Annotated in this window: 12 protein-coding genes and 1 pseudogene; 6 read left to right on the top strand and 7 right to left on the bottom strand. The window is 44.2% G+C overall.

What is annotated here, in order from left to right; all coding sequences use genetic code 11:
• Nucleotides 1-2 precede the first annotated feature (2 nt).
• A complete protein-coding gene (locus QWV57_RS10735) occupies nucleotides 3-2,837 on the bottom strand; it encodes a PD-(D/E)XK nuclease family protein (protein WP_301099888.1) in 2,835 nt (944 codons plus the stop codon).
• Between the two features lie 163 nt (nucleotides 2,838-3,000).
• Here QWV57_RS10735 and QWV57_RS10730 point away from each other — a divergent pair, with 163 nt between their 5' ends.
• The 3 genes from QWV57_RS10730 to QWV57_RS10720 are packed head-to-tail and all read left to right on the top strand — an operon-like array spanning nucleotide 3,001 to nucleotide 5,573.
• A complete protein-coding gene (locus QWV57_RS10730; RefSeq protein ID WP_164978015.1) occupies nucleotides 3,001-3,174 on the top strand; it encodes a DNA modification system-associated small protein in 174 nt (57 codons plus the stop codon).
• A 15-nt stretch (nucleotides 3,175-3,189) separates the two neighbouring features.
• A complete protein-coding gene (gene dndD / locus QWV57_RS10725) occupies nucleotides 3,190-5,205 on the top strand; it encodes a DNA sulfur modification protein DndD (RefSeq protein ID WP_301099886.1) in 2,016 nt (671 codons plus the stop codon).
• Complete coding sequence (locus QWV57_RS10720) at nucleotides 5,202-5,573, top strand: DndE family protein (protein WP_231578614.1); 372 nt, start codon at nucleotides 5,202-5,204, stop codon at nucleotides 5,571-5,573. The genes dndD (QWV57_RS10725) and QWV57_RS10720 overlap by 4 nt, the downstream gene beginning before the upstream one ends.
• 75 nt (nucleotides 5,574-5,648) lie before the next feature.
• On the opposite strand, the gene QWV57_RS10715 is transcribed toward QWV57_RS10720, so the two are convergent.
• From QWV57_RS10715 to dndC, 4 genes are read right to left on the bottom strand one after another with little or no spacing between them, the layout of a single operon-like run.
• Complete coding sequence (locus QWV57_RS10715; RefSeq protein WP_129447535.1) at nucleotides 5,649-6,797, bottom strand: cysteine desulfurase family protein; 1,149 nt, start codon at nucleotides 6,795-6,797, stop codon at nucleotides 5,649-5,651.
• The gene (locus QWV57_RS10710) at nucleotides 6,794-7,147 is read right to left on the bottom strand and encodes a DndE family protein (protein WP_236612566.1); all 354 of its coding nucleotides are present in this window, start codon (nucleotides 7,145-7,147) and stop codon (nucleotides 6,794-6,796) included. The genes QWV57_RS10715 and QWV57_RS10710 overlap by 4 nt, the downstream gene beginning before the upstream one ends.
• A gap of 36 nt (nucleotides 7,148-7,183) precedes the next feature.
• The gene (dndD, locus tag QWV57_RS10705) at nucleotides 7,184-9,205 is read right to left on the bottom strand and encodes a DNA sulfur modification protein DndD (RefSeq protein ID WP_301099885.1); all 2,022 of its coding nucleotides are present in this window, start codon (nucleotides 9,203-9,205) and stop codon (nucleotides 7,184-7,186) included.
• Nucleotides 9,195-10,577: a DNA phosphorothioation system sulfurtransferase DndC gene (gene dndC, locus QWV57_RS10700; protein WP_301099884.1), complete on the bottom strand. Its 1,383-nt coding sequence runs from the start codon at nucleotides 10,575-10,577 to the stop codon at nucleotides 9,195-9,197. The genes dndD (QWV57_RS10705) and dndC overlap by 11 nt, the downstream gene beginning before the upstream one ends.
• 404 nt (nucleotides 10,578-10,981) lie before the next feature.
• Between dndC and trpB the strand changes: the two genes are divergently transcribed.
• A complete protein-coding gene (gene trpB, locus QWV57_RS10695; protein ID WP_033015484.1) occupies nucleotides 10,982-12,145 on the top strand; it encodes a tryptophan synthase subunit beta in 1,164 nt (387 codons plus the stop codon).
• 209 nt (nucleotides 12,146-12,354) lie between these two features.
• Nucleotides 12,355-13,467 (top strand): IS200/IS605 family element RNA-guided endonuclease TnpB, encoded by a 1,113-nt coding sequence (gene tnpB / locus QWV57_RS10690; protein WP_023633446.1) that lies wholly within the window; start codon nucleotides 12,355-12,357, stop codon nucleotides 13,465-13,467.
• 197 nt (nucleotides 13,468-13,664) lie between these two features.
• On the opposite strand, the gene QWV57_RS10685 is transcribed toward tnpB, so the two are convergent.
• Together QWV57_RS10685 and ade are read right to left on the bottom strand one after the other, a co-directional pair.
• Nucleotides 13,665-14,867, bottom strand: coding sequence for a glycosyltransferase (locus QWV57_RS10685; RefSeq protein WP_301099883.1), 1,203 nt, complete (start codon nucleotides 14,865-14,867; stop codon nucleotides 13,665-13,667).
• Between the two features lie 212 nt (nucleotides 14,868-15,079).
• Nucleotides 15,080-16,813: an adenine deaminase gene (ade, locus tag QWV57_RS10680; RefSeq protein WP_301099882.1), complete on the bottom strand. Its 1,734-nt coding sequence runs from the start codon at nucleotides 16,811-16,813 to the stop codon at nucleotides 15,080-15,082.
• 196 nt (nucleotides 16,814-17,009) lie between these two features.
• On the opposite strand from ade, the pseudogene QWV57_RS10675 reads away from it, so the two are divergent.
• A pseudogene (locus tag QWV57_RS10675) lies at nucleotides 17,010-17,081 on the top strand (DUF4004 family protein); the annotation flags it as partial.
• Nucleotides 17,082-17,155: the final 74 nt, after the last annotated feature.

The raw sequence follows: 17,155 nt of genomic DNA, 5'->3' as shown, positions 1-17,155 counted from the left end.
TCTCAGCCTACTCCCTTTTCTTTACAGGCATTTTCAAAAGCGCAGTAGCGGCAGTGCGCTCCAGCTTTTTTAGAAAAGTGGCCTGATTCGATTTGTTGTGCGTAATAGGATAATGATTGTTCTGCCGCACGTTCTTTTCGGCAAAACCTGCTAAGCAAATCAAAGTAATCCTTTTTAACTTGATCGAGCTTTTGCTGTTCATCTCTTGTTTCATTTGCAGAGAATGATAATATCTTCCTCATGTTAGTAATAGAGTAATAATGAGTAATCATTGGATAGGAAACGCGCAATTGACGCTCGCCGACAAATGTATATCCTTTAATTTTCGATTCTTGTCTTTGTTGTGTAATGGATAATGATGCTCGGTTGTAATCTGGGTTTGATAATATTTGGTTAAGCAATCCTTGCAGATGGAAATGAACACGCATTTTTACATCTTCCCAATAACGCTGCGCCATTGGGAAAATCATTTTGATCTCTTTTTCGGCATGAGCAATAATATTCGGCAAGGAACGAGAAATTGCATGCATATTTTCCTTGGATACTTCAGGAAACTGATTTACTAATAAAACAACAGCCTTCTCATACAAAAAAGAAACTGCATAATTTTGAAGATGAAAAGCAGATGAATATACATATTCACGTTCCAAGTTTTTTTCATAGTAAAATCGCCTTGGACAGAGTTGGTAAACTGCAACATCTTCAATCGTGATGATTTTATCCTTAGACATAGGCGGCAGGTTTTGCTCATAAAATGGCAAAGCCTGAGCATCGGAAAGTCTGCCGGCGTCAAATAGCAGACCTTCTTTTTCTAATAGGTTTTCAATGGATGACACGTCATCTGTTTCCACGATTCCGAGTGCTTTAGCTATGTCATATAAGTAATGAGACGGGGATAATTTAATTCCGTCCTCAAATCGCGAATAGCAAATAAAAACAGACTTTTTCGCTGCTTGTAGAGCAGTATAGATATAATATACTGAGCGGTCTGCATAATAACGCAACAAGGAAATTTCATTCGAAAACTTTTGTACAGTGGCGGTGTTTAAAATTTTTCGTTCAATGTCCGCCGACATCGGCCATGCATAAGCAATCCGTTCTGGATACATATGCTGGTTGAATCGGGTAATAAAAACATATTCGTACTTTTGATACTCTACGTTATTTGGTCCGGTGACCAAAACTTTGCTCAGTCGTACTTTTCTTTTATCATTCTCTTTTTCATGCTGCTTGTCATTCAAAACCGCATAAATGCGTCTTGCGAATTCGGAACGAGTAATTGCAAAATGGTTATGAAGAGTCAATTCTTCCACAATTTCCGAAAGCCGCTCTTTGATTTCCTCCTCTATTTCATTTGTATAAGGTGACTCTTCAAAGTAACGAACAATATGGTCAAGATGTTCTGTAAACGTCATATCCGATGCGGACATTAAATCAGAACTGATCGTTGCAATGATTTCAATTATATTTTTTACGTTAATTAATGTGTCCTTGCTAATGTAATATAATGGGTGAGATGTGTAATCATCATTTATTTGATCCTTCGCTGCAATTAGTTCGTCGATTTTGTTGAACCAATCGGGAAATGTTTTACAGTCCTCGAAAAAGGCCTGCAGATCGACGATGCACTGAAATACAGCTTTATCAGGAATCTGTATTAAATCACCTTCAATGAGTTCAAGAACCATGTTTATATCTATAAAATGAGGAAGTTCTAGCACTTCGATACGGTCATCGGTATGGATTTTGAGCAAATTAAAAACGGCTCTCCCATGAGGAAGATGAATCAACGAGCGTTCAGGAACTTCCATTGCAATTCCATAGATTTCGGCAAGTTCTCGAACCGTCGGTCGTAGTTCCATTGGATTCGGTGTAATTAAGGCAATTTCATGAGGTTTTGCTGCTCCTTGTTCGATCAGTTTGCCTGCACGCTCTACAATATAGTCCAGTTCTTCCTCTTCAGAAACGAAACGCAATACTGTTACTGAACGGTCGCTAATCTCATTAACTTTGGAGTGAAAAATGGACTGCGCAAGTTGCCGGACAGTACTATGGGCAATTTGTTCTGATTTGATCGATTTCCACTCTGTCATAGGTGCGAAGTTCACATAGGTTGTTTTAATTGCTTCGAACGCAGGGTTATTCGGAAAGTCTAGGTCGATCGGAATAAAGCAAATAATTTTTTTATCCAGTTTTTGAAAACGGTTGATGAGCATTTGATGTTTTGGCAATATGGGCAAGAAGGCACCATCAAGCAAAAGCATGTCAAAACTTTCAAAGTTATATTCCTGAAGAAGCCGTACACATGCCTGTCCGTAGTCAAGTACACCTTGTTGTGAAAGTTCTGCCAAATAATTTTCATACAAATCGCAAACGAGTTCCCACGATTGTGTAGCATCAAGAGCGCGAATTTCCTCTAGGGATAGGCCGCTTTGCGAAAGTGTAATGAAGCACTCAGAGATATCTTGTAATGAAGATTTCCAAGCAATATTATTAGAGAATGAATGATTTTCTAAAACACGCCCAATTAGTACGGCAGATTCTCGTTTGGACAAAACGGTATATGGTCCAGTTTTGATTAATTTTAGCAAGAAACGGTCCATTTCATAAAGGAAAATTCCTTTTTGTTCTAATGTTTTAGCTACTGTTCGAAAATCAGTTTCATTATTTTGAAATAACTCTTTGTGTTGATTTCTGTAACTTTGCAATCTCTTTCGATACAAAATAAGAGTTGGTACAATATGGAGTATTTTTTTTTGACTGTATAAACTAATCTTTTTATTAAGCCATTTGTCTACGTCGTCTGTATAAGGAGTACAAAGTATTTCCAAGTTCATCCCACCTGTATATATTTTCTAAAAGATATAGTATAATATGAAAATAGGAATTATCAACCTATATTATAAAGCAGTTTTTGCGGCTATGGATCCCATCAATTGTATATTTTTGTGGAACAAAAGACACTAATTTAATCCAAAAGGCATAAAAGGAGGAACAGCAATGCATAAGGATGATGAAAAACTTCTGGAATCTATATGCCAAAAACATGGCATCCATCCTTCCTATCTTAAACAGCTGTTTCTTATTGAGAAAGAATATGCGGATAGAAATATGTACACAAGAAGTGGTATCTATAAGGATATTAAGCGTAAAATTGACGAATGGACGAAATGAGAAGGAGAGAGGGTCATGATTTTTGAGTATATAAAATTTAAAAACTATCGTCCTTATTATGGGGAGCAGATTCTTCATTTTCGCGACCGGAAAAAAGAGCAGTCTTCGGTATACAAGAAAAATATTATATTAATTGGAGGATTAAACGGCCACGGAAAAACGTCATTAATTAACGCGATCTTTATTTGCTTTTATGGCCGCCGCAAATTCAAGGCTAAAGAGTATGAGGAATTGCTTCGAAATGCAGTAAACAAAAAGCATCTTGCCGAGGGGGGGAACGAAGGGTCCGTTGAACTTGCTTTCACCGACCATACGGGGAGCTATGCCATTGAGGTGGTCTTTAATCACCGGGATCTTAAGGAAACTCGTCGCATCTATCAATTAAATGAAGAGATGCAGAAAGTGCGGGAAATTGCCACGACAGAGCAAGCATTTTACGAGTTTATTGACCAACGCATCCCAATGGATGTATCACAATTTTTCATATTCGACGCAGAAAAAATTCGCGATTTAGTCGGCGAACAAGACAGCGCAGAGACGATCCGCGCCATTCAAAAAGTTGTTTCTTTGGAGCTTTACAACCAATTGTTAAAGGACTTGGATCACATATCGAGGGAGTTAGCAAGAGATCTAAAGAAACAAGTGAAAGATAGCGACATTGAAGCGATTCTTGACCGCGCTGAGGAAATAAGTGACAAACTGGATAAATACAAAGATGAAGAAACTAAGATTGACGAACAGTTAACAGTGCTGACTGATCAGGTAAGGCAGCTCGAACGCGAGCGGCGGCAGCTTATTGCGCAATCGAGCGCGACGAAACAAGAATTGAGCCGATGGATTGGCGAGTACGAAGAAAAGGTTAATCAATATCGGGCCTTTTTAAAAAAATTTAAAGAAAAAGAGCTTTATCAGTTGATCTTGCTCCCGGCAATTCGCCAACTAAAACAAAACATAAGAAGAGAACGGGAATATTTAGATGCGAAATATAAAGAAAAAATGCAGTTTGCGCCATACGAGCAGTTTGTTGAGAAACTTCTGGAAGTGAGTGTTTTTCCACCTCTCTTAAAAAGTCAGAAAAACCAATTAAAAGCGAAAGGTAAAGACATTTGGGCCCAACTAAATAACATTCAACGGTCACTTCTTAAAGAAGATGTAAATGTTATTCATGATTTATCGAATAAGGATTATCACTTTTTATTGCAGTACCCTGAAGCGAAAGCGCAGAACATTCGCACGGTTCTCGAGGAAATGAAAAAGGCAGAGGATATGTTGAAAAAGTATAGAGCGCAATTTGATGAGGCTCCTGATGCGGTGGATACAACCGAGCTTGATGAGCAAATTAAGGAATCCCATCAGCAACTTGGAGAGTTGCGGCAAAAAAAGAAAGATGTATTTTCCATTGTTCGTAAGTTGCGTGATGAACACACAAAACTTCAACGAGAAATTACAGAAAAGCAAAAGTTAAGGGACGAGCTCGGGCCGGTCGAGAAAAAAATCCAGTTGTTAAACAAGCTCCGTAGCGCAACACAAGAGTTTATCGACCAAGTGACGTTGTTGAAAGCCAAGCAGTTGAAACTTCAAGTAGAGACGATCATGGAACAAATGTTTCGGAAAAGCGAATTTGGTGAAGTAAAATTCCACCCAGAAAAATTCACGTTAACTATTTACAACAAAGAAGGCCAAGAAGTTGACTTAATGTCACGATCGGAGGGTGAGAAGCAGTTGATTGCCCTCGCGATGATTTGGGCGTTGACGAAAGTATCGGGAAGCCAGATTCCGTTTGTCATTGATACGCCATTAGCTCGCTTAGATAGCATTCACCGGTCTAACCTTGTACAACATTACTTTACGAAGCTAAGCGACCAAGTCATTATTCTATCAACGGATACGGAGATCACAAGCGATTTTTATAGTGAACTTGCTCCGTTTATTGAAAAATCTTATATTTTAAATTTTGATGAGGAAGAACAATATACGAAAATTGAGGAAGGATACTTTTTTGAGAAGGTGAAAAATCCGTGGCTGGTATGAAACTATCAAAGAATGGATTTGAAATTTTACAAAGAGTGATGGCAGAACTCGAAATGGAACGTCCTGACGTGTTAAGACTCGCGTTTGCCAAGGGATTGACTGAATCGGAACTAATTCAGGAAAGAGAAAAAGAGGAGATGGCGAATATCGAGATTCCGGTTTCTGTTATCGCGAAAGGTGATGATATCGTATTGATCAAACATCTATTGATCGATAAAGTGCAGACTCAAATTAATGATGAAGCGTTAGATAAACTCATTGTCAGCTGCATCGAACAAGGGTTAGAAATTATGAATGAGGAATTAAATCAGCTGACAGGGGCGGATAGCTATTTTTTCTATTTATTAGAAAAGCATGGGATTGCATAGGGATGTATAAAAAACAGGGGATGATGAATTTTTTATAATCATCCCCGTTTTTGTTTTAAAGTTTATAGTGGATGTTTAAATAGACAAGCTTTTTACAGCATGATCCAAACAGATGCAAAAACGGTCGATGTCTTCTTGACTGATGTATTTATTCAGCGAGACCCGGAAAGAACTACGGATTTGAATAGCATGAAGCCCCATTTCTTTCAAAACATATGAAGGTTCGTTAATGGAGCAAGCTGAGCCGGTCGAGATCGCAAATTGATCCTTTAAGGTACGAATGATCAACTCATTGCTTACATTAGGGATTGTAAAGTTTAATATTCCAGGAATTTTGTCGATTGGGTGTCCATTAAATTGAATGCTTGGAAACAAATCCTTTAGCTTGTTGACTAAGTACGTTTCTAATTCCATCAACTTCTGATGTTGCTTTTGGTAATTCAGCTTTGCTAGCTCTGCAGCTTTCCCAAGCCCGACTATATTATGGACGCTTAATGTCCCAGATCGGTATCCGTTTTCCTGGTTGCCACCATGGAGAAGGGGAGTGATTTTTGTCCGCAAGCCAAGCTCCTGTTTCCGGATAAAGCAAGCGCCGATTCCTTTTGGACCGTACAGCTTATGAGCAGATAACGAGAGAAAATCGACCGGTGTTTTAGAAAGATCGACCTCAATTTTCCCAACTACTTGGGTTGCGTCTGTATGAAAAAACGCATTCGGATAGTGCGATTTGACATATTGGGATAAAGCGGGGATATGATTCAAAGTCCCGGTTTCATTATTCCCCCACATGATGGATACAAGAATAGTGTCCTCACGCATGGCCTTTTTTAATGTTTCCAGTTGTACTTGTCCAAAAGAATCCACGTCTAAATAGGTGACCTCAAAGCCTTCTCCTTCTAAAAACTTGCACGTTTCTAGGACCGATTTATGTTCAATTTTGGATGTGACAATATGTTTTCCTTTTTTCTTGTAAAAGTGGGCAACTCCTTTTATGACAAAGTTGTTGCTTTCAGTGGCACAACTCGTAAAAATGATTTCATCCGCATCGCAAAAGAGCAGGGAAGCGACGTGGGAGCGCGCTTCCTCTACCGCTCTTTTTGCATTTTCTGCAAGGGTGTAATATTTGCTTGACGGGTTACCATACTCTTCAGTCAAGTATGGCCACATTGCTTTGCTGACTTCCGGATCGATCGGAGTGGTAGCGCTGTTGTCGAGATAAATCATCGTATCATCTCCAACTCAAAGTTTGCTAACCCTTTAATTAACTTTTCATAATTGCCGGCATACTTATACTCATTTTCTAACCATTTAGCCCCGCGGTCCAGATGTTTTTTGATCAAGGACGGAAAGTATTCATCATCTGTGATGGGACGGCCCAGCTGCTGAGCGATCAGCGCTTTGTAAACAAAATCGTACTCCCCCGTCAACGTATTGCGGTTGAATTCCAAGCCGTTAGTATCCGACTCGAACGATTCGATTGGCTCTTTCGACAGCAGGGACAATGCAATAGCCAGACGTGCGAGGACGTTAGGCGTAAGATTTGTGCTGGATTGCAGCTGTTTTAAAATATCCATTGTCTCCTTTGACGTTTTTAGGCGAAACTGCATAGATCAAATCCTCACTTTTTGGAAGAAGTAATGGTTATTAACATGGACTCGGTTTGAACTGCGGTCATAATGTAAAGAAAATTCCCGCTGGATATAAGGTTTCATTTGATTATAGTAGTATTCGTCCACTTCTGTATTCGTTGACAAGATAATGACCTGATTGGCAGCGATAGGCAAATATTTTTGAATTAAGTTTTCTTTATGCGTCCGATCGAGGCGGCCAAACAAGGTGTCCAGTACAAAAGGTATTTGCCGTTTAGACGCTTTTAATAGCGCCCAAAGCAGTGATAAAAAGAATAATTGTGTTTCCCCTGCTGATAAGGAGTGTTTAAATACAGGTTTATTGGAATAGTTTAGCATCGTGATTTCAAACGTTTGCGGGTCAATTCTAAAAGAGTTTAAAAATTGGCCTTTCCGCATCAACGAGTTAAACATTTGCAGGAAATACCGTTCTACTGTTCCTAGATATTTTTTGATCTGTTCCTCCTGATAGCGAGATAAAACGCGGCTCAGCTTTTGACACAGTTCAAAAATGTTTTCATCTTTTTGCGCTTGGCGGATTCGTTTCTGTACTTTTTCTCTCTTAGCAATCAATTCTTGATAAAATTTTTGCGCTTCAAACAGTTTGGCTGTGTTTGCTTCAATTTCATATTTGATTTGTTCATGGAGACGGGTATGCTCGTTTAGTTTGTTGATGATCTCCTTCAGCGACTCGTCTGTAAGACTGTGCTCAATCTGCTTTTTTATCGTATAAATTTCATTTGTCAAATGTTGAATCCTTGCGAACCATTTATCAATCAATTCTCCATCAAAATGACGCACTTGCTTGAACAAATTTCTAATAGTCTGCTTTTGTTCCGAATTCATTTGGTGAATAAATTGGAAACGCTCAAAGTTAATGCCAACCGGTTTCATTGACTGAAACAATTTCTCTTTCATCGCCTCGGTGAAAGAGGACGTTGCTTCTCTTCCATCAAGGTCCGTAATGCGGAAATGGCGCGAAAGCTCTTTAAATAACAGCGGAAGTGTTTCGTTGTTTAACTCTTCTTTCAATGTATTGTACCTCTCGACACGTTCCTCTGCATCAATTTGGGTAACCGTCTGCTGCAAAAGACTCTGCACAATGACAAAAGGAAGCAACTCCGAGGCCGTTTCTTTAATTTTTTCAGAGATCTGTTTCTTTTCTTGCTCCATAAGAAAAACTTGTTCGTTTAGTTTTTCTCGCTCGCGAGCCATCATTCCTCCTTTGGCGGAGAATTCCCGTTGGAGCTCTTGGATAGTTACTTGAATATCTTTTTCCTGTTCTTTCAATTCCGCAATCCGCCTTTCGAGGCTGCGGATCACATGTTCCTGATTGCGGAGATCATATTCGATTTGTGTGTACTCTTTTTGTTCCTGGGTCAGGCTGGTAAATATGTTGTCCTGTTTCAAATACTTAAGCAAGTCTTCCTTTAACGTATCGAACAAGTCTAAGTTGAACAGTGTCATAAATGCTTCTTTTACGTTCTGTTCAAATTGTGCATCGAGGACGTATTGCTGAACTCTTTCACCGTCAAAAAACAAAAAGTCAAACAGGCTTGGCGGCAGGTTGCGCCGCAAGAAGTGATAAAACTCCTCCATTTGGTTGTCGGTAAGCGGAATGCCGTTTTTGGAAATTTGCAGATGCTCCTTTACGGTCTCTCTCGTGAGCTCCCACTGCCGGATTATATAATAATTTTCCGGCTCTCCATTATTATACAGAGTAAAATCTATTTCCACCCCGGCCATTTTGTTGCCTTCGGCTCGGGAATAGATATTGATTTTATCTTTAATAAAATCGATATATTTGGCGTTTGCCGATTTATATCCTAAAAACAGCGGACCGTAAAGCGCCAATTTGATGGCAGACAGGAAGGTCGTTTTCCCTGTTCCGTTCTCCCCCCCAATCAAAATAATGTTGGCGCGCCCCTTTTTGTTTCCAAAGACAAATTCATTTCGTCCGTAATAAATGCCAAAGTTTGTAATCACTAGTTGGTTAATCTGCATAGTCGTCACCTTGTTGTAGTTGATTAAAATGCAGCCATTCTTCATTTAAAATTCGGTTGATATCTTTCAGAATGCCGTATCTATGCTTATACCCATAATGTTGGAATTCAAGATTCACGAGCTTTTGGACAAGCTCAAATTCAACTTCTTCTTCATGGCACAGTTTTTTAAGCAGCTTAATGTCTTCACTCTCAAGAAACTTGCTTTCTTCTATGTCCCAATTCGGACGGTGTCCGTATACTTCCTCGTAAATGGCCAAAACAGAGTCCTCCCAATCTCCTTTTTCAAACCAAATTTTACGAATCTCTTTCAGTTCCTCGATAGTGATCAATTCATATTTTGGCTGAAGAGGATGTTGCAACTGCTTTTCCGTTTCCAATAGCTTTCTTAAAATTTCTTTCCGATGTTCAAGGGTATAAGGACCTAACCCTAACCGTTTGTTGTCCTCATCACCGATCAAATATACTGAACCGTTGGCCCGTTTCTTTTCACGATAATCTTCTTTGTCACGGTTTTCTAGCAGCCAGTTTCGAAACTTTAAGAGCGGCGTTAACCATTCATCACCAGACTCGATAAACCCTTTTAACGATTTATCTTCTTGCACAACTGTACATACCCAGCAACCGAAGCGGCTGTTGCCGCACGAGGGCGTTGAATTGTCGATGACTAATGGACATTCCCCCTGACTGTCTTGGTACAAGGCAAGCAAGTCGGCGTTATCAGCTCCCCAAGGATTTGGCACTTGCATTAAATATGTCCAAACATCGTCTAACGAGAAATCTTCAATCGGCGCATAAACGTAAGAATTAGGGAGTTTAGTATGACGCCGTAAAATTTTCCCTTCAATTTTATGGGTATTCATGACTTGCGCCCTAGTCGAGCTTTCCGATTTCCGCACTCCGAGTACGACAACCGTTTCACCAAACTCTGACACTTTGTTTAAGATGAAGTTGTTGGCTGGATCTATTTTTAAACGGTCTGTACACCACCTGAATTTCTGTCGAGGAGCCGGGTAACCTCGACCGATCAAGTTGACCCAGAAAGTGTTTGTAATGTTTGGCATTACTTTTTCAACATGAATAGGAAGTTCAAGCTCGTTGGCAGCTTTTTTCATTTTCAATAGCTGTGTATCGATGTGTTCAAGTATTTTAGGGTTTTCTACCATCGTATCGGATGAGATAATGTAGACAGGTTTTGTCAATTCATTTTTGCTCATTGATGACAGCGCATAAAAAATAATCTGAACAACAACAGTAGAGTCTTTGCCACCACTAAAGCCCACAACCCAGGGGCGGTCATCCGATTTGTATACTTCCTGAACGTTTTTATACAAATCTTCTTTTTTATGATTTAAAAAATAATGAAGTCCCATTCGCTTATACTCCTTTTTTCAAAAATACAACATAATGCAATCGACAAGAGATTTATGTAACAGGTAGTTTTTGTGTATTGATATAAACTATGTACACATATAGTACGTTGTTCGATAATCATCGGTAATGCAAAAGGGGTCTATTATATTATTTTAAACTATTGATTATATAGATTCAATTTGAAGGTTTGACATTTATATATACATGCAACATGAAGTCCAAAAATCCAACAATATCGCGGCATGGGCAGCGGTCGTTGGATGAAACACCGTTTCGCCATCGTGGATAGATTCGGAAGTCTATTTATTTAAATGTTTGAAAAATATAAATTATTTATTGACTTGCTTGCCAAAACGGTTTATGCTGATGTTATGACTTTTAGAAAGCAGAGGAGAGATGAGCAATGAGTGTAGCGCAGGAAAGAAGAGGGTATTTTGGCGAGTTTGGCGGCAGCTTTGTTCCGCCTGAACTGCAGGAAGTGCTTGACTACTTGGAAGAGCAGTTTCTGAAATATAAAGATGACCCGGAATTCAATGAGGAGTTTCGAACCTATTTGCGGGAGTATGTCGGCCGTGAGAGTCCGCTGACGTTTGCGGCGCGGTTGACGGAGCGGCTCGGCGGGGCGAAGATTTATTTGAAGCGCGAAGATTTGAACCATACCGGTTCGCATAAAATCAACAACGTGATCGGGCAAATTTTATTGGCGAAGCGGATGGGCGCGAAGCGGGTCATTGCGGAGACAGGCGCAGGCCAGCACGGGGTGGCGACCGCTACCGCATGCGCCATGTTTGGCATCGATTGTACCATTTATATGGGAGAAGAAGATACGAAGCGCCAGGCGCTTAATGTGTTCCGCATGGAGCTGTTAGGGGCGAAAGTCGTGTCGGTCTCGAAAGGTCAAGGACGATTGAAGGATGCCGTGGACGAGGCGCTGAACGATCTTGTGCAAAACTATAAGACTACATTTTACTTGCTTGGTTCGGCGGTTGGTCCGCATCCGTACCCGTCGATGGTGAAACATTTTCAGTCGGTTATTAGCGAAGAGAGCAAGCGGCAGATTGTAGAGAAGGAAGGACGTCTTCCGGATGCGGTAGTGGCCTGCGTCGGCGGGGGAAGCAACGCCATCGGGGCGTTCGCCCACTACTTGGATGAACCGAGCGTGCGGCTCATCGGTGTCGAGCCGGAGAAGGCAGCGACGCTAACGAAGGGCGTTCCGGCCGTGTTGCATGGATTCAAGTGTTTGGTGCTCCTTGATGAAAATGGAAACCCGCAGCCGACATACTCGATTGCCGCCGGGCTTGATTACCCGGGCATTGGTCCGGAACATAGCTACTTGAAAGTGTCCGGGCGGGCTGAGTATTATACGGTCACGAACGAAGAAGTGCTTGAGGCGTTTCAACTGCTGTCTAAAACAGAAGGAATCATCCCAGCTCTCGAGAGCGCCCATGCGGTGGCGTACGCTATCAAGCTTGCGCCGACGTTAAGCAAAGACCAAATCATCATTGTGAATTTGTCGGGGCGCGGGGATAAGGATGTTGAGCAAGTGTTTTCCATGTTGCAATCGTGAAGAAAGCAGGCGGTTGTTCACGACGGTGTTCGCGTGAAGCCGCCTGCTTATTTGTGATCATCTTCCGCCGAGAAAATCTCGCTTTTACCCGTAAATGTAAGTCGGGATGAATCCGGGCTTCCTTTGCGAATCTCCCTATTGCCCCCAATGGGCAAAAAGTATACAATGGATGTAAATAGAACAAACGTTCTTTTTGAGGAGGGAGGGCTATGCACAAAGCCTATCGCTTTCGGCTGTATCCCACCCGAACACAGGCAAAACTCCTCAACGAGACGATTGGGTGCTGCCGATTTGTGTACAATCACTTTTTGGCCGAGTGGAAGGAGACGTATGAAACCACGGGAAAAGGACTCGGCTACAACGAGTGTTCCAAACGATTGACAGCTTTGAAGAAAACCCTTCCATGGCTGAAAACCCCTGATTCAACCGCCTTGCAAAACGCACTGCAGCAGTTGGCCGAGGCGTTTGACCGGTTCTTCGAGGGAACGGCGAACGCTCCCCGCTTCAAAAGCAAAAAACACCCGAACCAATCGTACACCGCCCAGTGCAACTACCCAAAGAACGGACGCCCTACGATCGAAGTGGACGGCCATCGGTTGAAACTTCCCAAGCTCGGATGGGTGAAGTTCGCCAAAAGCCGCGAGGTGGAAGGCCGCATTCTCTCCGCCACGATTCGTCGAAATCGAGCGGGGAAGTATTTCGTCTCCATTCTCGTGGAAACGGATATTCCCCCATTGCCCCAAACCGACAAGAAAGTGGGCGTCGATTTGGGGTTGAAACAGATCGTAGTGCTTTCCACAGGCGAAACGATCGAACACCCCCGGTATTGGCGCCGGTATGAAGAAAAGCTCGCCTACTGGCAGCGGGTGATGGCTCGTCGAAAGCCAGGCGGTTCGAACTGGGAGAAAGCCCGTTTGAAAGTGGCCAAGCTTCATGAAAAAATCGCCAACTGCCGGAACGATTTCCTGCACAAACTGTCCACCCGCCTCATCCGCGAAAACCAAGTGGTGTGCGTGGAGGACTTGCGTGTTAGGAACATGCAAAAGAATCGCAAGCTGGCTAAATCCATTTCCGATTCCGCGTGGGGGAGTTTTCTTCGCATGCTCGAGTATAAAGCGACATGGTACGGGCGGACGGTGGTTCGTGTTGCGAGCACGTTTCCCTCGAGTCAATTGTGCTCGTGCTGCGGGCATCGGCACGTCGAGGTGAAATCGCTTGGCATTCGCGAGTGGGTGTGCCCCGCCTGCGGAGCCGAACATGACCGGGACCATAACGCTGCCCGGAATATTCTAAATGAAGGGCTTCGACTGCTGTCGTTGTAGGGCGGCTGAACCGTGGGACGCACGGGGATGGCTTGGCGGACATCCTGCCGCGGGGCGGGTGTTCCCAAGAATCTCCCACCTCGAAATGCGGGCGGGAGAGCGTTCAACTGAACGGAGAGGGATTATAAGGCCGCTTGTTTGCAGCGGCCTTAGTTGAGCGCTTCAATGAGCCGCAGCCTTGGTATCACAGTGAGGCGCTAACTAATCGCCACTCCTGCGCTCGCATATCCCGTGACGGAAGCGGCGATTGAAAGGCCGGAAGTGGTGATGAAAAACGCCATGAGCAGCCGGTCGCCAGTATTGACAGGCACGTTTAATCCGGTGATGATGCCGCTGGCGTTTTGGGCTAGGGAGATGGGATGTTGGTATGCTAACTCGTACTCGCCCATGTAAAAGTAACATACACAAAGCTGCAAGTGGGAAAGCCAAGTCCAACAAGCATGATGAACAAATCCCCAGCTGTCGGAAGGCATTGTGAGCTGAGTGGCTAAATGGTACCAAAATGCGGCAAGCCGATATTGCTTGCGCTGAAGAAAGTAATAGCCGAGCCGGCAGCAGCATTCAGCCCGAGGGGTATCGTATTCGAAAGATTGGTACACATATCGAAATGCCTGTTCTTCATCACCAAGCGCATCAAAACAATCCGCTACCTTTCCGCAGGCGGCGATGCAATCTTCCACCCACCCTTTTTTTGTCTGCAAAAACTGTTCATAATACTGAATGGCCCGCTCGTATTGTTGATGGTCGAACAGTTCGTTGGCGAAGTAAAAGAGATCTCTTGGCGAAAATTCTGCTCCTTGTGCCAACTGCCTTTCATAAATTTGCAAATTTCGATCTGAAGCGCAGCGGTTCGGTTGATGAATAATGGTAATATCGCTGTTGAGAATCGTTCCCCATACTTCTAGATATTCATGAACCACCCCATGCCATCGGAAGCCGTTGGATCGTTTAACGAGACGGTTTCGGCGGACGCTCGAAATCGTCTTTCCATATTCATCTTGGGCAAGGCTGTAAATCATAGTGACGGAGTCGATGTCAGAAGAAAGGGTGCGCTTCAATGTGAGAAATTTGGTCTGCTCTTCTGCCGGCAAGATGTCGTCTGCGTCCAGCCAAAAAATATAGTCCATGGTGGCGTGGGAAAAGGAGAAGTTTCGCGCCGCCGAGAAATCATCGCTCCAAGGAAAGTCGATGACTCGTGCGGTGTAGGAGCGGGCGATTTCTTTCGTGCGATCCGTTGATCCTGTATCCACAATCACGATTTCGTCTACGAGATGTTGGACGCTGTCCAAACAGCGGGCAAGGACGTCTTCTTCATTTTTGACGATCATGCAAAGACTGATGGTGATCAATTTCCTTGCACCTTCCTTTCGGCCATGTTGCTGTTTCACTATATGCATCATGCGGGAACGTGCTTATGCCAATGCCGCACATGGCGCTGTGAAAATCGAGGAAAAAGGGCGGAGTGAAGAAAATCCCTTCATCCCCTTGGCTGATAAATGGAGGAGATGAAGGGACTTGGTTTTTTGGCGGGTCGGCTTTAAGTGGCAGCTTTCTGTAAGGCGGGTGCTCGCCAAATCTTATCGCTTCGAAGCGTCAGCACAAATAGGAGGGTTTAAACCGCTTCAATAGGAATGAATTCCCATTTGTTCACATCAAATAACCCTTGGTCGGTCAGCTTGAGCTCCGGGATGACCGGCAAGGCGAGGAAGGACAGTGTGATAAACGGGTTGAAGGCATGGCTTGAGCCGAGCGAGTCCAGCGCTTCATAGATCTGTTTCAATCCATTTAACACTTCAGTATAATCTTTTCTTGTCATCAATCCGCCGATCTCAAGCGGTAATCCAGCGAGCACCGCTCCGTCTTTGGCGACGGCAAGCCCGCCTTGTTGTTGGCGGAGCTGTTCAATGGCGACGATGAGGTCGCGGTCGTTTGTGCCGACGGCGATGATGTGGTGCGAATCGTGCGCGATCGAAGAAGCGATGGCGCCTGCCTTGAATCCGAAGCCGCGGACGATGCCAAGGCCGATGCCGAGGCCGCGATGGCGTTCGACGACCACAAGCTTCAGCAAATCCCGCTCGATCGACGGGCAGAAAGCCCCTTCCTGGACATCAACGTCCGTGATGAGGTGGTTCGTATGCAAATGGTTCGGGATGATCTCGATGACATGGGCTTTCGTTCCTCTTTTCATCGGGATGCGAAGATCGGTTTCGTCCACTGCTTGGCAACGGATGGAGTGAAGCAATGGCTGTTCAAGGCTTTCTGCCGATCGTTCGGCCGGAAACACCGTCTGTCCATGTTGGGCCACTAGTCTTCCCGCTTTGAAGACGTGGGTGATGTTCAATGTTTCCAAATCCTCAACGAACAAAAAGTCGGCGTCATACCCCGGGGCGACAGCGCCCTTCGTCGACAACCGGTAGCACTCTGCGGCGTTCAGTGTGGCCATTTGGATGGCCAGAAGCGGGTCGAGCCCGGCGCGAATGGCGAGCCGCACATTATGGTCGACGCTTCCTTCGAACCATAAGTCATCAAGATGTTTGTCATCCGTGCAAAACAGAAAGCGGCGCGCGTTGTGCTCAGTGACGGCAGGAAGAAGTTTTTCGAGGTCTTTAGCGACTGATCCTTGGCGAATGAGCACGTACATGCCGCGGCGAATGCGTTCAAGCGCTTCGTCGACGGTGACGCATTCATGATCCGTATGGATGCGGGCGCTTCGGTAGACGTTGATGGCGTTGGCATCAAGGCCGGCCAAGTGGCCGTCGATGAGGCGGTTGGCGTTTGCCGCGAGCGCCAGTTTGTCGAGCATCGACGAGTGTTGTTCCCTTAATGACGGATAGTCCATCACTTCCGCCAATCCGAGAACGCGTTCATCGTTGAAAAACGGCGCCAGTTCCGCGGCGGATAAGACGGCTCCGGCACGTTCAAACGAGGCGGCTGGCACGCACGACGGCAGCATCATATACACATCGAGCGGCGTCCGTTTCGCATCGTCGAGCATAAATTGTATGCCGCGGACGCCAGCGACATTGGCGATTTCGTGCGGATCGGCAATGACGGTCGTCACGCCATGCGGGAGAACGACGCGGGCGAATTCGCTCGGGGGCACCATCGACGATTCGATATGCACGTGTCCGTCAATCAGCCCCGGGCATATATAACGCCCTTCGGCATCGATCGTTTTCCTTCCCTCATAGCGGCCGATGCCGACGATCATCCCTTCCGCAATGGCGAGATCCCCTTCGATGATTTCGCGCGTAAACACGTTGACGATTTTCCCGTTTTTGACAACGAGATCCGCTTCGGTTTGTTTCGCTGCGGTGGCTAGCTGTTTTTGTAAGATCGAATTCATGCTGCTGACTCTCCTTTCCTCATGTCCATCGCCTGATCATCGGCGGAAATTGGTTTCATTGTAATGAGCCAGCTGACAAGTTGTCAACCGCTTTGGTTCGTTTTTTGCCATGCGTATGGCGCTGTTGTTTTCGCCTCTCTTTATAAATGTAACAATGTTATGCTGCAATTAACAAAAGGAAGGGGGTGTGCGGCTCATGGAACAAGAATTGATCTCGAAAAAAGGACTGCTTGAGCTGACGGGCATTTCGTACGGCCAGCTTTACCGCGATATCACAGCATTTTGGCCATGTTCATTTGCCTGAAATGGCCTCAAAACTGTCGAACTCAGGAAATAAAATCC

Source organism: Geobacillus zalihae (assembly GCF_030414215.1).
Classification (GTDB): domain Bacteria; phylum Bacillota; class Bacilli; order Bacillales; family Anoxybacillaceae; genus Geobacillus; species Geobacillus zalihae.
This window is presented reverse-complemented; position numbering and strand designations above follow the sequence as displayed.

What these genes read in the sequence shown, in the direction of transcription:
- QWV57_RS10730 (WP_164978015.1), top strand. Translation starts at nt 3,001, where the DNA reads ATGCATAAGGATGATGAAAAACTTCTGGAATCTATATGCCAAAAACAT.
- trpB (WP_033015484.1), top strand. Translation starts at nt 10,982, where the DNA reads ATGAGTGTAGCGCAGGAAAGAAGAGGGTATTTTGGCGAGTTTGGCGGC.
- QWV57_RS10735 (WP_301099888.1), bottom strand. Translation starts at nt 2,837, where the DNA reads ATGAACTTGGAAATACTTTGTACTCCTTATACAGACGACGTAGACAAA.
- QWV57_RS10715 (WP_129447535.1), bottom strand. Translation starts at nt 6,797, where the DNA reads ATGATTTATCTCGACAACAGCGCTACCACTCCGATCGATCCGGAAGTC.
- dndC (WP_301099884.1), bottom strand. Translation starts at nt 10,577, where the DNA reads ATGGGACTTCATTATTTTTTAAATCATAAAAAAGAAGATTTGTATAAA.
- dndD (WP_301099885.1), bottom strand. Translation starts at nt 9,205, where the DNA reads ATGCAGATTAACCAACTAGTGATTACAAACTTTGGCATTTATTACGGA.
- QWV57_RS10710 (WP_236612566.1), bottom strand. Translation starts at nt 7,147, where the DNA reads ATGGATATTTTAAAACAGCTGCAATCCAGCACAAATCTTACGCCTAAC.
- QWV57_RS10685 (WP_301099883.1), bottom strand. Translation starts at nt 14,867, where the DNA reads ATGATGCATATAGTGAAACAGCAACATGGCCGAAAGGAAGGTGCAAGG.
- QWV57_RS10720 (WP_231578614.1), top strand. Translation starts at nt 5,202, where the DNA reads ATGAAACTATCAAAGAATGGATTTGAAATTTTACAAAGAGTGATGGCA.
- tnpB (WP_023633446.1), top strand. Translation starts at nt 12,355, where the DNA reads ATGCACAAAGCCTATCGCTTTCGGCTGTATCCCACCCGAACACAGGCA.
- ade (WP_301099882.1), bottom strand. Translation starts at nt 16,813, where the DNA reads ATGAATTCGATCTTACAAAAACAGCTAGCCACCGCAGCGAAACAAACC.
- dndD (WP_301099886.1), top strand. Translation starts at nt 3,190, where the DNA reads ATGATTTTTGAGTATATAAAATTTAAAAACTATCGTCCTTATTATGGG.